The sequence below is a fragment of the Pseudomonas sp. NPDC089758 genome (genome assembly GCF_044748705.1).
In the GTDB taxonomy this organism is placed as follows: domain Bacteria; phylum Pseudomonadota; class Gammaproteobacteria; order Pseudomonadales; family Pseudomonadaceae; genus Aquipseudomonas; species Aquipseudomonas putida_X.
The window spans coordinates 380,538-395,261 of record NZ_JBIVGN010000005.1; the positions used below are offsets into that span (position 1 = coordinate 380,538).

The window sequence follows — 14,724 nt, forward strand, 5'->3', positions numbered from 1 at the left end:
ACAAGCCACAAGTAAAAGCAGACCTGCTTTTGCTTGCCGCTCGAGGCTTACAGCTTGAAGCTTATTTCTCGCCGCGGATCGAGAAGTTGGCCATGTGTTCCAGGCCTTTGATCAGCGCCGAGTGGTCCCAGTTGCCGCCGCCCAGTGCCACGCAGGTGCTGAACACTTGCTGAGCATTGGAGGTGTTGGGCAGGTTGATGCCCAGTTCCTTGGCGCCTTGCAGGGCCAGGTTCAGGTCCTTCTGGTGCAGGTTGATGCGGAAGCCTGGGTCGAAGGTGCCTTTGATCATGCGCTCGGCGTGCACTTCGAGGATTTTCGACGAGGCGAAACCGCCCATCAGTGCTTCACGCACCTTGGCTGGGTCCGCGCCGTTCTTGGCGGCGAACAGCAGGGCTTCACTGACGGCCTGGATATTCAGGGCGACGATGATCTGGTTGGCGACCTTGGCCGTCTGGCCGTCGCCATTGCCGCCGACGCGGGTGATGTTCTTGCCCATGGCCTCGAACAGCGGCAGGGCGCGCTCGAAGGCTTTCGGGCAGCCACCGACCATGATGCTCAGGGTCGCGGCCTTGGCACCGACCTCACCACCGGACACCGGGGCGTCCAGGTAGGCGGCACCGGTGGCCTTGATCTTCTCGGCAAAGGCCTTGGTGGCGGTCGGCGAGATCGAGCTCATGTCGATCACGACCTTGTTCGGGCCCACGCCTTCGGCGACGCCGTTCTGGTCGAACAGGACACTTTCGACCTGCGGGGTATCCGGCACCATGACGATGATGAACTCGGCTTCCTGGGCAACCTCTTTCGGGTTGGCCAGCGCCACGGCGCCAGCGGCGATCAGGTCAGCCGGTGCGGCCTCGTGGTGGGTGGAAACGAAAATGCTGTGACCTGCTTTTTGCAGGTTCTGAGCCATGGGCTTGCCCATGATGCCGGTGCCGAGGAATCCGATTTTAGCCATGAGAAATTACCTCTTTCATTGTTATGTGAGCAGGCGACCCGGCCCCGCCAGGAGTGGCCGGGTGTCGCGAAAGGGGCGCGCAGCGGCCCCTCGGTCTCAGTGGCGCAGGAACCTGCCGGGGCTGATCTGCAGCCCACAGGTTCTGCGGGCGTTCTTAGATTGCGTTATGGGTTTTCAGCCAGCCCAGGCCCGCTTCGGTGGTGGTCAGCGGCTTGTACTCCGCGCCTACCCAGCCTTGGTAACCGATGCGGTCCAGGTGCTCGAACAGGAAGCGATAGTTGATCTCGCCGGTGCCCGGCTCGTTGCGGCCCGGGTTGTCGGCCAGCTGGATGTGGTTGATCAGGTTCAGGTTCGCCTGCAGGGTGCGAGCCAGGTCACCTTCCATGATCTGCATGTGGTAGATGTCGTACTGCAGGAACAGGTTGTCGCTGCCCACTTCGGCCTGGATTTCCAGGGCCTGTTGGGTGGTGTTCAGGTAGAAGCCCGGGATGTCGCGGGTGTTGATCATTTCCATGACCAAACGAATGCCAGCGGCTTTGAGCTTGTCGGCGGCGAATTTCAGGTTGTCGACGAATGTCTTGCGCACGTCGGCGCACTGCAGGCCTTGCGGGCGAATGCCGGCCAGGCAGTTGACCTGGGTGTTGCCCAGTACCTTGGCGTATTCGATGGCCTTGTCGACACCCGCGCGGAATTCTTCCACGCGGTCGGGGTGGCAGGCGATTCCGCGCTCACCTTTGCCCCAATCACCGGCCGGCAGGTTGAACAGCACCTGGGTCAGGCCGTGGGCGTCGAGTTGCTGCTTGATGTCGGCAGCGCTGAAGTCGTAGGGAAAGAGGTATTCGACGCCGCTGAAACCAGCATCGGCGGCAGCCTTGAAGCGGGCCAGGAAGTCCTGTTCGGTGAACAGCATGGACAGGTTGGCAGCGAAGCGAGGCATGATGTGTCTCCTTGCGATGAAGGCCCCCGGCGCCCTCGGTCGGGCGCAGCGCGGGGGCGTCAGGCGATCAGTCCAGCATCGAGATGGCGGTTGGCGCGTCGTTGCCGACCAGGGCCAGGTCTTCGAACTCGTTGACCGCGTTGATCTCGGTGCCCATGGAAATGTTGGTCACGCGCTCGAGGATCACTTCCACCACGACCGGTACCCGGAACTCTTCGGCCATCTTCTGAGCCTTGAGCAGGGCCGGGGCAATTTCACCTGGCTCGAATACCCGGATGGCCTTGCAACCCAAGCCTTCGACCACGGCGACGTGATCGACACCATAGGTGGCGGCGTCGGTGGAGTTGATGTTCTCGAACGCCAGTTGTACACAGTAATCCATGTCGAAGCCACGCTGCGCCTGACGGATCAGGCCCAGGTAGGCGTTGTTCACCAGCACGTGTACGTACGGCAGGTTGAACTGCGCGCCCACGGCCAGTTCTTCGATCATGAACTGGAAGTCGTAGTCGCCCGACAGTGCCACGACCTTGCGTTTCGGGTCGGCTTTGACCACGCCCAGGGCCGCCGGGATGGTCCAGCCGAGCGGGCCGGCCTGGCCACAGTTGATCCAGTGGCGTGGCTTGTACACGTGCAGGAACTGCGCGCCGGCAATCTGCGACAGGCCAATGGTGCTGACGTAGCAGGTGTCCTTGCCGAACACCTGGTTCATCTCTTCGTAAACGCGCTGCGGCTTGACCGGCACGTTGTCGAAGTGGGTCTTGCGCTGCAGGCTCGCCTTACGCTGCTGGCAGTCTTCCAGCCAGGCCTTGCGGCACTGCAGCTTACCGGCGGCTTTCCACTCGCGGGCTACTTCGATGAACACGTCCAGCGCCAGGCCTGCGTCGGAGACGATACCCAGGTCCGGGGTGAACACGCGGCCGATCTGGGTGGGCTCGATGTCGACGTGGACGAACTTGCGGCCCTCGGTATAGACGTCAACGGAACCGGTATGGCGGTTGGCCCAACGGTTGCCGATGCCGAACACCAGGTCGGACTTGAGCAGGGTAGCGTTACCGTAGCGGTGCGAGGTCTGCAGGCCGACCATGCCAACCATCTGGGCGTGGTCGTCCGGGATGGTGCCCCAGCCCATCAGGGTAGGGATCACGGGCACGCCGGTCAGTTCGGCGAACTCTACCAGCTTGTCGCTGGCGTCGGCGTTGATGATGCCGCCACCGGCCACCAGCAGTGGGCGCTCGGCGTCGTTGAGCAGCGCCAGGGCTTTTTCAGCCTGCACGCGGGTGGCGCACGGCTTGTTGACGGCCAGCGGCTCGTAGGCGTCGATGTCGAATTCGATTTCGGCCATCTGCACGTCGAACGGCAAATCGATCAGCACCGGGCCTGGGCGGCCAGTGCGCATTTCGTAGAAGGCTTTCTGGAAGGCATAAGGCACTTGGCCTGGCTCCAGCACAGTGGTCGCCCACTTGGTGACGGGCTTGACGATGCTGGTGATGTCGACTGCCTGGAAGTCTTCCTTGTGCAGGCGGGCACGTGGCGCCTGGCCGGTGATGCACAGAATCGGGATGGAGTCGGCCGACGCGCTGTACAGGCCGGTGACCATGTCGGTGCCGGCGGGGCCCGAGGTGCCGATGCACACGCCGATGTTGCCTGGGTTGGCGCGGGTGTAGCCCTCGGCCATGTGCGAGGCGCCTTCAACGTGACGAGCGAGGACGTGATCGATGCCACCGACTTTTTTCAGGGCCGAGTACAACGGGTTGATGGCAGCCCCTGGGATGCCGAACGCGGTATCTACACCTTCACGGCGCATGACCAGAACGGCTGCATCGATTGCTCTCATTTTGCTCATGGGTTGTGCCTCATCGATTTTGTAATTGTATACAACTTGCTTTGTGCCAGAGTGTATTCACGGCTGGCGGTTTAGGTCAATGGGTTTTCATCGGGGGAGGTTGCTTTCGTCCGAGCGCCCATGAAAACGGCGATTTGCGTCATCGCATACGATCGTTTCAATTTATTGTATACAAAAATAATCTTACTTGTGTTCTATTTGATGGATCGTTTTCCAACTGCCTACGGGCTTCTCACAACAAGAAGAGGACCTTTCCATGAACGCTTTGAACCTGAAAGTCGCTGTCAGCCTGGTGAACGCGGCGCTGGCGGCGGGCCGCAAGATCAATGCTGCGCCGTTGACGGTGGTGGTGCTGGATGCCGGTGGGCATGTGCTGGCCCTGCAGCGCGAAGATGGCGCCAGCCTGATTCGTCCTGGGGTGGCCACGGGCAAGGCCTGGGGTGCGATTGCCTTGGGCAAGGGTTCGCGCTTGCTGGCGCTGGATGCGCAGCAGCGGCCGGCGTTTTTTGCCGCGTTGAATGGTGTGGGTGAGCGGCCGGTGGTGCCGGCGCCAGGTGGCGTGCTGATCCGTGATCAGGATGGCAAGGTGCTGGGTGCGGTAGGGATCAGCGGCGATACGTCGGATATCGACGAGCAGTGTGCGATCAGTGCGATCGAAGAGGTGGGGTTGACGGCGGATGCCGGGGTAGCTGCCTGAATTTCTGTTGGCTGTACCGGCCTCATCGCCGGCAAGCCGGCTCCCACAGGTACTCCACGATCTGTTAACTGTGGTGTATCTGTGGCAGCAACCGTCTTGCCCAATTTGTTAAAGCCGGCGCAATCCATGTGGGAGCCGGCTTGCCGGCGATAGGGCTGCAGAGCAGCCCCTTGCGCCCTATCAGGCTGCCTCGGGCTCGCAGCCTTTGAGCACCAGCCGGATGATGGTCTCGGCTGCTGCTTCGTAATCACTGTCAGCCAACTTGGCCTTGCCGGTGATCACTGAAATCTGCCAATCGAAATCGGCATAGGTCTGAGTCGCCGCCCAGATGCTGAACATCAGGTGGTGCGCGTCGACCTTGGCAATCTGCCCGCGCTCGATCCAGCGCTCGATGCACTCGATGTTGTGGCGGGCCTGCTCGTTGAGCTGTTCCACCTGGTTGGGCGAGAGGTGCGGTGCACCGTGCATGATCTCGCTGGCGAACACCTTCGAAGCATGGGGCAGGTCGCGCGAAATGCGAATCTTCGAGCGGATGTAGGCACTGAGCACTTCTTTGGGGTCGCCGTCGGCATTGAACGGCGTGGAAGCCTGCATGATCGGCGCGATGATGCTCTCCAGGACCTCGCGGTAGAGGTTGTCCTTGGACTTGAAGTAGTAATACACGTTCGGCTTGGGCAGGCCGGCCTTGGCCGCGATATCGCTGGTCTTGGTGGCAGCGAAGCCCTTGTCGGCGAATTCCTCGCTGGCCGCGCGCAGGATCAGTTCCTTGTTGCGCTCGCGAATGGTGCTCATGGTCAGGGATCTTCCTCGTGTCTGGCCACCTCTAAGAGGGATCGAGCATGGTAGCACCGGGCTCGATGGGGGCTCAAGGCAGCGACTTTGGGCTAGACTGCGGCCCATTCATTTCACGGGAAACAGGCAGACATGGCAGGAAGCAGTTTACTGGTACTGATCGACGACATTGCCACGGTACTCGACGACGTCTCGTTGATGACCAAGGTCGCGGCGAAGAAAACCGCAGGTGTGCTGGGCGACGACCTGGCACTCAACGCCCAGCAGGTCACGGGTGTGCGCGCCGAGCGCGAGATCCCGGTGGTGTGGGCGGTGGCCAAAGGCTCGTTCGTCAATAAGGCGATCCTGGTGCCGGCGGCGCTGCTGATCAGCGCGTTCATCCCATGGGCGGTGACACCGCTGCTGATGCTCGGCGGCGCATACCTGTGTTTCGAAGGCTTCGAAAAGCTGGCGCACAAGTTCTTGCACAGCAAGGAAGAGGATGCTGCCGAGCACAGTGCGCGTAGCGAGGCCGTTGCCGATACCAATGTCGACCTGGTGGCGTTCGAGAAGAGCAAGATCAAAGGGGCGGTGCGCACCGACTTCATTCTCTCGGCAGAAATCATCGCCATCACCTTGGGCACCGTGGCCGATGCGCCGTTGACTCAGCAGATCATCGTGCTGTCGGGTATTGCGATCGTCATGACCGTGGGTGTCTATGGGTTGGTGGGCGGTATCGTCAAGCTCGATGACCTGGGCTTGTGGATGACTCACAAGGCCTCGAAAGCGGCCCAGGTGGTGGGCAACGGCATTCTGCGGGCGGCGCCCTACATGATGAAGAGCCTGTCCGTTATCGGGACGGCGGCAATGTTCCTGGTCGGTGGCGGGATTCTGGTACACGGTGTTGCGCCATTGCATCATGCCATCGAGGCCTTCAGCGAAGGGCGGGGCGGGGCGCTTACTGGCGCGTTGCTCAATGGTGGTGTGGGGATTGTGGCGGGCGCCGTTGTGCTCGCTGTCGTGGCGCTGGCGAGCAAGCTGTGGCGGGCGGTGAAGCCTGCCACCTGATGTGCCGGGCCGGGGCTAAGCCCCGGATCGCCGGCAAGCCGGCACACATTATCCCCGCCTGTCTCAGGCGCGGCGCCATTTCTGTGGGACCGGCTTGCCGGCGCTGGGCTGCAGCGCAGCCCGCGGTCAGAAGTGGACCTTGACCAGGAAGCTTGCCGTGTTCTGGTCGGTGGTGAACCCGTCGGAATCCTTGATCCCGTACTTGTTCTTCCAGTAGTCGTACTCAAAGCCTACGTACAACTGCTTCTCACCCAGGTGCAACGCCTTGCCCAGGTCATATTTGACCTGAGGGTTGAAGTGCAGGTTGGCCTGGTAGGTGCCGCGGCGGTTCTCGTCGTTGTCGACCACCCAGTCCATGAAACCGTCGATGAGGATGTCGGAGGAGCCCACAGGAATGGTGTACGACCACACCGGCGTGATCTGCCAGACATTGTCACCGGCACGGCTGCCGTCGGTGGTGCGCTGGTAGAAGTTCAGCTGGAAGTAGTCGAAGCCTGGGATGTCCAGGTCGAAGCCAGGGCCGATCAGGTAGGACTCGGTATCACCCTCGCCGAACTCGTAGGTCATTGCCAGCAGCACGTCCTTGACCGGGCCGAACGCCAGCTTCTGGTCGAAGATCTTGCCGAACGACAGGCGCGGGCTGATCTCACCGTAGTAGGTGTTATCGCCGTTACCCGAGTCCTTCTTGCCGTTGTAGAAGATCTTGTCGACGAAGATGAAGTTGTCGCCGTACTTCCAGCCATCGGCGTGCTCGAACGTGACGGTTTGCTGGATCGCTGGGTTGACCTTGAAGTTCTTGCCCCACAGGTAGGTCAGGCTGTTGTTCTGCCACTGCAGCAGGTCATCGGCGTAGGTGGTGCCGCAGGCCAGCAGGCCGCCCGCGAGAATCAGGCTATTGATGGTACGCATTGCGAGTGTCGCTCCCTTGATTGGTCTGTTGTCAGCGCTCGGTATTGGCGCTTTTTTGTCTTTTGAGTCAGCTTTTTTCGATTGGCCACAGTTGTTTGGCAAGAGCTGCGCCAACTTTCCGGATTGGCTACAACCTGCCTGCTCGACTCGTTCTGAACGGCTGAAAATGGGTATTTCCGGCTGGCAACACGTTGGCCAACCGCCCGAATTCATTGACTGAGCGGTCAGTAAACGCGGGCAGAATCCCTCCTGCCCTGTTCGAGGGGGCGCGCAGATTACTGGCTTGCGCGCCTGGCCTCAAGTGCTCCTTCCTGGAGCAGTGTGTATCAAACTTGGGCGTTTGATCAGGTTTTCAGAAATGGACCTTGATCAGCGCGCTGGCGACACTCTGGTTGCTCTGAAGATTGCCGCGGCTGTCGATGCCGTACTTGTCCTTCCAGTAGCTGTACTCAAAGCCCACATACAGCTGTTTGGCGCCCAGGTTGAGGGCCTTGCCCAGGTCGTATTTGACCTGGGGGTTGAAGTGCAGGTTGGCGTGATAGGTGCCGCGGCGGTTCTGGTCGTTGTCGGGCACCCAGTCCATGTAGCCGTCGATCAGAATGTCCGACCTGCCCACGGGAATGGTGTAGGACCAACCGGGGGTGATTTGCCAGACGTCGTCGCCAGGGCGGCCGCCTTCGGTGTTGCGCAGGTAGAAATTGAGGGTGAAATAATTGAAGCCGGGAATGTCCAGGTCAAAGCCCGGGCCGATCAGGTAGGCCTCGTTGTCGCCTTCACCACGCTCGTAGGTCATGGCCAACAGCACGTCCTTGATCGGGCCGAAAGCGAGCTTCTGGTCGAAGATCTTGCCGAACGACAGGCGCGGGCTGAACTCACCGTAGTAGGTGGTCACGCCTTTGCTGGCATCGGGCTTGCCGTTGTAGAAGATCTTGTCGACAAACAGGAAGGTGTCGCCGTACTTCCATTTGTTGGCGTGCTCGAACGTGATGGTCTGCTGGATGTCTGGGTTGACCTTGAAGTCCTTGCCATACAGATAGGTCAGGCTTTCGCCGTGCCACAGCAGCCATTCGCCTGCATGCGAGGGGAGGGTGGCCAGCAGGCTGCTGCCCAGCAACAGGGTTGATGCGATGCGCTTCATGTTGTGATTCCCGGACTTATTGTTTTTGTTGGCGGATTGTTCGGCGCGCAGGCGCCCCGGGCGGCCCATTCCGGCGGGCCGACGGTGTGGCAGTTGCAACGGATAGGCGCGGGGCGACGCAGGCGCCGCCCCGCTTGGCTCAATGCTGGTGACAGGCGTCGTTGTGCGCTGCGCGGTCGGCACCACCGAGGATGTTGAACAGCACGTTCAGCACCAAGGCGCTGACCGTGGCCATGGCGATACCACTGTGGGTGATCGGTTCCATCCACTGCGGCATCTGGGCGAAGAACTCCGGACGCACCACCGGGATCAGGCCGAAGCCGACGCTGACCGCAACCAGCAGTTGATTGCGACGGTCGCCGATGTCTGCCTCCTGAAGGATCTTGATCCCGGTGGCGGTGACCATGCCGAACATGGCAATGGACGCACCACCCAGTACTGCAGGCGGGATCGAGGCGATCAGGTAAGCCGCCTTGGGCAGCAGGCTGAGCAGGATCAGCAACGCGCCGGCGACCACGGTGACATAGCGGCAGCGTACGCCGGTCATCTGCACCAGGCCGATGTTCTGGGCGAACGAGGAGTGGGTGAAGGTGTTGAAGAACCCGGCGATGAACGAGGCGCCGGCATCGCACAGCAGGCCGCGGCGCAGCATCCCTGGCGTGACTTCACGATCGGTCACCTTGCCCAGGGCGAGGAACATGCCCGTGGACTCGACGAAGATGATCACCACCACAAGGCACATCGACAGGATCGGCGCCAGGCTGAAGGTCGGCATGCCGAAGTGCAGTGGCGTTACCACTTGCAGCCACGGTGCCTGGCTCAGGCCGGACAGGTCGACCATGCCGATGGAGCCGGCCAGGATGTAACCCAGGCCCATGCCTACCAGCACCGACACGTTGACCCAGAAGCCGCGCATGAAGCGGTTGATCAGCAGGATCACGGCCAGCACCAGGCCCGCGACCATCAGGTAGATCGGCGAGCCGAAGGCTTGTGCCTCATGGCCGCCACCGGCCCAGTTGACTGCGACCGGGAACAGCGAGAGCCCGATCGAGGTGATCACGGTACCTGTGACCAGCGGCGGGAAGAAGCGTACGACCTTGGACATGAACGGGGCAATGAGCATGCCGAAGAACCCGGCGGCGATGGTCGCACCGAATATCCCCTGCAGGCCAACGCCAGGCATGCCGGCCATGGCCACCATGCTACCGACGGCAGCGAAACTGGCCCCCATCATCACTGGCATGCGGATCCCCACCGGGCCGATACCGAACGACTGGATGATGGTGGCGACGCCGGCGACCAGCAGGTCGGCGTTGATCAGGAAAGCGACTTCTTCACGGGACAATCCGGCCGCCTGGCCGATGATCAAAGGCACGGCAATCGCGCCTCCGTACATCAGCAGAACGTGTTGCAGGCCTACCAGGATCAGTTGGCACAGGGGCAGAGGTTCTCGCGGTGGCGCCACAGGAATGTACGCCTTGCGTGACTCGGACATGCAGCACCTCGAGTTTTGTTTTTATTCTCGGATCCAAGCGGCAAGCCCCAGGCGGCAAGCTTCAGGAAGAAGCTTGGTGATCCGCGTGGAGCCTGACGCTCGATGCTTGCTTGTTACCTACGACTTACAGCTTGAGGCTTGAAGCGTGCGGCTTCGATCAGTTGACCTGGGCGCCTTTGGCGATCCAGTCACCGACGAGCTTGCGCTCTTCGACGGTCATCTGGGTGATGTTGCCCAGCGGCATGATCTGGCTGGCGACCGCTTGCGCCTGAATGCGCGCGGCCTGAGCCTGGATCTGCTGCGGGGTGTCGAACATCACGCCACCAGGGGCGGTGCTGAACAGCGGGCTGGTCGGTTTCGACGAGTGGCACACGGTGCAGCGTTCCTGGATGACCGTGTGGATCTTGTCGAAGGCGCCGCCGCCGGCCTGAGCAGTCGCCTGAGCTGGGGCTTGAGCCGGTGCGGCAGGGGCTTCGGCCGCCTTGGCAGCGTCCTCGGCGCGCTGCTCGGCAGCGGTCTTGCCACCCACTGCAGTCGCGGGCAGCGGCTGGTACTCGATCTTCGCCGCGGCCTGCTCTGGGTCAACCGCCATCGGTTTCGGGCCGGTGACGTAAGCCAGGCAGATCATCGCCAGGGCACCGGCCGGCAGGGTCCAGGCGTACTTGTTGCTGTCGTGGCGGGTGTTGAAGTAGTGGCGGATCAGTACCGCAGCTACCGCAATGCCGGCCAGGATCAGCCAGTTGTACTGGCTACCGTAAGTGCTCGGGAAGTGGTTGCTGATCATGATGAACAGCACCGGCAGGGTGAAGTAGTTGTTGTGACGCGAACGCAGCAGGCCTTTGGCCGGCAGGCGCGGGTCGGGGGTGGTGTTGCTCTCGATCGCAGCCACCAGCTGGCGCTGGGCCGGCATGATGATGCGGAACACGTTACCGACCATGATGGTGCCGATGATCGCACCCGTGTGCAGGTACGCGCCACGGCCGCTGAACACCAGGCTGAAGCCCCAGCAGGCGGCGATGATCAGGACGAACAGCACGGCGCCAAGCAGTGCCGGGCGTTTGCCCAGTGGCGAATCGCAGAGCAGGTCGTAGATGAACCAGCCGGCCACCAGCGAACCGATACCGATGGCCACACCCTCGGCACCGCTCAGGGTGCTGCCAGGGGCCAGCAGGTACAGGGTCGGGTTCCAGTAGAACACCACGCACAGCAGGGCGATACCAGACATCCAGGTGAAGTAGGCTTCCCATTTGAACCAGTGCAGGTTCTCGGGCATTTTCGGCGGCGCCAGCTTGTACTTCTCAAGGTGGTAGATACCACCGCCGTGGATGGCCCAAAGGTCACCCGACAGCCCGTCACGCGGATTGCTCCGGTTCAGGTTGTTTTCCAGCCAGACGAAGTAGAACGATGCACCGATCCAGGCCACGCCGGTGATCATGTGAACCCAGCGAATGCTCAGGTTCAGCCATTCGTGAAGGTGTGCTTCCACAGTATGTACCTCTGCCGATCACCGAACGATGATCGACCTTTTCTTATTGGTGGGGATTGAGGATCAGCATCTGTTCCTCGGTGAAGTAATGCTCATCGCAGTTGTTGCCGGAACCACTGCGATCAACCACCAGGAAATCATCCCGCTTTTCGATCGTAAGCACCGGGTGGTGCCAAACGCCGCGATGGTAATTGACGCCCTGCCTGCCATTACTACGGAAGGCACGGACCAAGCCTGATACAGGTGCATCGCCAACGGGCGCGACCACGATCAGAAAGGGGTTGCCGAGCAGCGGGATGAAAGCCTGGCTGCCCAGCGGATGGCGTTCCAGCATGCGCACGGTCAGCGGCATGTCCAGCGCGTCGGCGCGGAAGATGCTGATGATCGCTTTGTCTTCAGGCTCGGCGGTCTCGACCGTGGCGAGCTTGTGGAAGCGCATGGTCGAGCCGTTGTTGATCATGAAGTGGTCACTGCCATCGGTTTCGATCACGTCACCGAAGGGGGCGAAGGCTTCTTTGGTCAGGGGCTCGATCATCAGGGTGCGCATGCGGTTATCTCTTCTATGTTCGTTGTTCTGGATAAAGCTGTGACGTTGCCGCGCCGGTTACAGCTGCAGCAGACGGAACAGGGCGATCAGGTTGATCTGCGCCAGGGCTTCCTTGAATTCGGCATCGCTGTCGTTATGGATGCGTTTTTCGAAAGCGGCGAGGATCTGGTGCCGGTTGCTGCCCTTGACGGCCATGATGAACGGGAACTGGAACTTGGCCTTGTAGGCATCGTTCAGTTCGGTGAACCGGGCGAACTCTTCGGCGGTGCACTGGTGGATACCGGCGCCGGCCTGTTCGTTGGTGCTCGATTCGGTCAGCTCGCCCTGGATGGCGGCCTTGCCGGCCAGGTCCGGGTGAGCGTTGATCAGCGCCAACTGGTCGGCGTGGTTGGCACTGAGCAGGATGTCGCTCATGCGCTGGTGCAGCGCTTCGATCTCGTTCAGTTCCTCCAGCTGGCCCAGGTCGTAGGCTTTTTCGGCGACCCACGGCGAATGCTCGTAGATGTCGGCGAAGACCTTGACGAAGGTGTCACGGTCCAGGGTCGATGGCTTGAGGGTCTTGAAGGCGGTCATCAGGCGTTCTCTTTCTTGTACGGGTGGGTGGTGTGCCAGTGGCGGGCGATGTCCGCGCGACGGGCGAACCAGACCTGGTCATGGCTCTTGGCGTAGTCGACGAAACGCTTCAGCGCGGCCAGGCGCGCCGGGCGGCCGACCAGCCGGCAGTGCAAGCCGATGGACAGCATTTTCGGGGCTTCGGCGCCTTCGGCGTACAGCACATCGAAGGCGTCCTTGAGGTACTGGAAGAACTGCTCGCCGCAGTTGAAGCCCTGTACCTGGGTGAAGCGCATGTCATTGGTGTCCAGGGTGTAAGGGATCACCAGGTGCGGCTTGCCGGTCGGGTTGTTGGGTTCCCAGTAGGGCAGGTCGTCATCGTAGGTATCGCTGTCGTAGAGGAAGCCACCTTCCTCCATGACCAGGCGACGGGTATTGGGGCCGGTGCGGCCGGTGTACCAGCCAACCGGGCGCTCGCCGGTCAGTTCGGTAAGGATGCGGATGGCCTCGAGCATGTGCTCGCGCTCCTGGGCTTCATCCATGTTCTGGTAGTCGATCCAGCGGTAGCCGTGGCTGCAGATCTCGTGGCCGGCCTCGACCATGGCGCGGATCACGTCCGGGTGGCGCTGGGCGGCCATGGCCACGGCGAACACGGTCAGCGGTACACCGCTGTCCTTGAACAGCTTGAGCAGGCGCCATACGCCGGCACGGCTGCCGTATTCGTACAGCGACTCCATGCTCATGTTGCGCTGGCCCTGCAGTGGCTGGGCCGCGACCATTTCGGACAGGAAGGCTTCAGACTCTTTGTCGCCGTGCAGGATGTTGCGCTCGCCACCTTCTTCGTAGTTCAGGACGAAAGACAGCGCGATGCGAGCATTGCCCGGCCATTGCGGGTGAGGTGGGTTGTTGCCGTAACCGATCAGGTCGCGAGGGTAGTCAGCGCTCACTGCAGTCTTCCTTCTTGTGCGTTAGTGCGGGGTGTGGGCGGGCCGCGTCGGGATGTCGCACCACCGGATGGGCTGATTGTATACAACTTCTGAAATCATTTGTAAGCCTGTTTTTCCGCATTTCTTCCCATTTGTCGCCTGAGAATCTGTTGCAAGAAACCTGCCTGATTGGTCAGTTAATCAGATTGGCAACGGCACAGCGCTTGATTTTGCGACTATTGACCGGTTTGACCGGGCCTTGGCGGAAGGGCTCAAAAAATTGTGTACAATCTTTCGATGAAATGTCTTAATAACGCTATTCCCGCCCGTCGCAGGTTGTTTGCCGTGCGGATGGCTGTGTATTTTTTGCCCACAGATTGAACAAGAGGCGACAAGCAATGGGACGTTTGACTACACACGTACTGGATGCAGCTCACGGTTGCCCGGGCAGCGCGATCAAGGTCGAGCTGTACCGTGTCGAAGGCCAGCAGCTTGAGCTGGTCAACACCGCCCTGACCAACAGTGACGGCCGCGTGGACGCGCCGCTGCTGCAGGGTGACGATTACCGTACTGGCGTTTACCAGCTGCAGTTCAGTGCTGGCGCCTACTACCGTGCTCGCGGCGTGCAACTGCCGGAGCCGGCGTTTCTGGATGTTGTCGTGCTGCGCTTTGGCATCGACGAGAAGCAGGAGCACTACCATGTGCCGCTGCTGATCTCGCCGTATAGCTATTCGACCTATCGTGGGAGCTAGTTGGTCGCTAGAAGAATCTTCGTAGGTCCTTGGCCCGCTCTCACACTGGCGGGCTTTTTTTCGTCTGCTGTTTTGTGTTTTCCCCTGCGCCCTCATCGCCGGCAAGCCGTCTCCCCCTGGATTGCGGCGGCTTTTAGAAATGGGTAAGACCGTTGCTTCGACAGGTAAAACGCAGGCCTGAAGAACAGCGCGGTCGGGGTGGGAGATTCTATGGTTATCAGCAAGCCATTTTCCCGCCTTTGGTAACGTATTCGTCCTGATTTCTCATCAGGGCGAATGCCACCCGTGCGAGCTTCCTGGCCAGAATTACCAACGCCTGGGTCGTTGCCTTACCGCTGTTTCTGTACTGCTCATATACCCCTTTCTAAGCGGCCGACCTGCTGGCCGCCATTGCTGCGTTATGCAGCAAACGACGGATTTCCGAGCAGCCGCGCTTGGTGAGCCGACGACGTCCACTCTTCTCTCCAGAATCATTAACCCGTAAGTCCATTCCCAGGAATGCGATGTACGAATCACTGTTCTTGAACTCGCCCCTTACAAAAGCCATTACCAAGGCTGTAGCGGTAAGAAACCCAATTCCCTCTACCGCCTGACAGCGGGCAACTTGCTCGTGCAGCCCAGCCTCTCGTAGCACTTCCTTAATCTTTT

14 protein-coding genes and 1 pseudogene are annotated in these 14,724 nt (G+C 61.0%); 3 read left to right on the top strand and 12 right to left on the bottom strand.

Annotated elements, in window-relative coordinates:
• Positions 1 to 61: 61 nt before the first annotated feature.
• The 3 genes from ACIPZH_RS10125 to gcl form a co-directional block, all read right to left on the bottom strand.
• On the bottom strand, positions 62 to 955 hold the full coding sequence (locus ACIPZH_RS10125) for a 2-hydroxy-3-oxopropionate reductase (protein ID WP_267817626.1): 894 nt from the start codon (positions 953 to 955) through the stop codon (positions 62 to 64).
• 154 nt (positions 956 to 1,109) lie between these two features.
• Complete coding sequence (gene hyi / locus ACIPZH_RS10130) at positions 1,110 to 1,892, bottom strand: hydroxypyruvate isomerase (RefSeq protein ID WP_400636078.1); 783 nt, start codon at positions 1,890 to 1,892, stop codon at positions 1,110 to 1,112.
• 67 nt (positions 1,893 to 1,959) lie between these two features.
• Complete coding sequence (gene gcl / locus ACIPZH_RS10135) at positions 1,960 to 3,735, bottom strand: glyoxylate carboligase (RefSeq protein WP_241804526.1); 1,776 nt, start codon at positions 3,733 to 3,735, stop codon at positions 1,960 to 1,962.
• Between the two features lie 256 nt (positions 3,736 to 3,991).
• On the opposite strand from gcl, the gene ACIPZH_RS10140 reads away from it, so the two are divergent.
• Complete coding sequence (locus ACIPZH_RS10140; protein ID WP_241804525.1) at positions 3,992 to 4,432, top strand: heme-binding protein; 441 nt, start codon at positions 3,992 to 3,994, stop codon at positions 4,430 to 4,432.
• 180 nt (positions 4,433 to 4,612) lie between these two features.
• On the opposite strand, the gene ACIPZH_RS10145 is transcribed toward ACIPZH_RS10140, so the two are convergent.
• Positions 4,613 to 5,224, bottom strand: coding sequence for a TetR/AcrR family transcriptional regulator (locus ACIPZH_RS10145; RefSeq protein WP_039604598.1), 612 nt, complete (start codon positions 5,222 to 5,224; stop codon positions 4,613 to 4,615).
• 132 nt (positions 5,225 to 5,356) lie between these two features.
• Between ACIPZH_RS10145 and ACIPZH_RS10150 the strand changes: the two genes are divergently transcribed.
• A complete protein-coding gene (locus ACIPZH_RS10150) occupies positions 5,357 to 6,271 on the top strand; it encodes a DUF808 domain-containing protein (RefSeq protein ID WP_241804524.1) in 915 nt (304 codons plus the stop codon).
• A 126-nt stretch (positions 6,272 to 6,397) separates the two neighbouring features.
• On the opposite strand, the gene ACIPZH_RS10155 is transcribed toward ACIPZH_RS10150, so the two are convergent.
• The 7 genes from ACIPZH_RS10155 to puuE all read right to left on the bottom strand — a co-directional run bounded on the left by ACIPZH_RS10155 (position 6,398) and on the right by puuE (position 13,345).
• On the bottom strand, positions 6,398 to 7,180 hold the full coding sequence (locus ACIPZH_RS10155) for an outer membrane protein OmpK (RefSeq protein WP_012315450.1): 783 nt from the start codon (positions 7,178 to 7,180) through the stop codon (positions 6,398 to 6,400).
• Positions 7,181 to 7,532: 352 nt separating this feature from the next.
• A complete protein-coding gene (locus ACIPZH_RS10160) occupies positions 7,533 to 8,318 on the bottom strand; it encodes an outer membrane protein OmpK (RefSeq protein WP_400636079.1) in 786 nt (261 codons plus the stop codon).
• 139 nt (positions 8,319 to 8,457) lie between these two features.
• The gene (locus ACIPZH_RS10165; protein ID WP_400636080.1) at positions 8,458 to 9,813 is read right to left on the bottom strand and encodes a nucleobase:cation symporter-2 family protein; all 1,356 of its coding nucleotides are present in this window, start codon (positions 9,811 to 9,813) and stop codon (positions 8,458 to 8,460) included.
• A gap of 157 nt (positions 9,814 to 9,970) precedes the next feature.
• Positions 9,971 to 11,299, bottom strand: a complete 1,329-nt coding sequence (locus ACIPZH_RS10170; protein ID WP_241804520.1) for a urate hydroxylase PuuD — start codon at positions 11,297 to 11,299, stop codon at positions 9,971 to 9,973.
• Positions 11,300 to 11,342: 43 nt separating this feature from the next.
• Positions 11,343 to 11,846, bottom strand: coding sequence for an ureidoglycolate lyase (locus ACIPZH_RS10175; RefSeq protein WP_012315446.1), 504 nt, complete (start codon positions 11,844 to 11,846; stop codon positions 11,343 to 11,345).
• A 57-nt stretch (positions 11,847 to 11,903) separates the two neighbouring features.
• Positions 11,904 to 12,419 (bottom strand): 2-oxo-4-hydroxy-4-carboxy-5-ureidoimidazoline decarboxylase, encoded by a 516-nt coding sequence (uraD, locus tag ACIPZH_RS10180; RefSeq protein WP_241804519.1) that lies wholly within the window; start codon positions 12,417 to 12,419, stop codon positions 11,904 to 11,906.
• Positions 12,419 to 13,345: an allantoinase PuuE gene (gene puuE / locus ACIPZH_RS10185; RefSeq protein ID WP_027592956.1), complete on the bottom strand. Its 927-nt coding sequence runs from the start codon at positions 13,343 to 13,345 to the stop codon at positions 12,419 to 12,421. Before puuE ends, uraD begins: the two co-directional genes overlap by 1 nt.
• A gap of 377 nt (positions 13,346 to 13,722) precedes the next feature.
• Here puuE and uraH point away from each other — a divergent pair, with 377 nt between their 5' ends.
• The gene (uraH, locus tag ACIPZH_RS10190; RefSeq protein WP_012315443.1) at positions 13,723 to 14,076 is read left to right on the top strand and encodes a hydroxyisourate hydrolase; all 354 of its coding nucleotides are present in this window, start codon (positions 13,723 to 13,725) and stop codon (positions 14,074 to 14,076) included.
• 217 nt (positions 14,077 to 14,293) lie between these two features.
• Here the strand turns inward: uraH and ACIPZH_RS10195 are convergent.
• Positions 14,294 to 14,724: pseudogene (locus tag ACIPZH_RS10195) on the bottom strand (transposase); the annotation flags it as partial.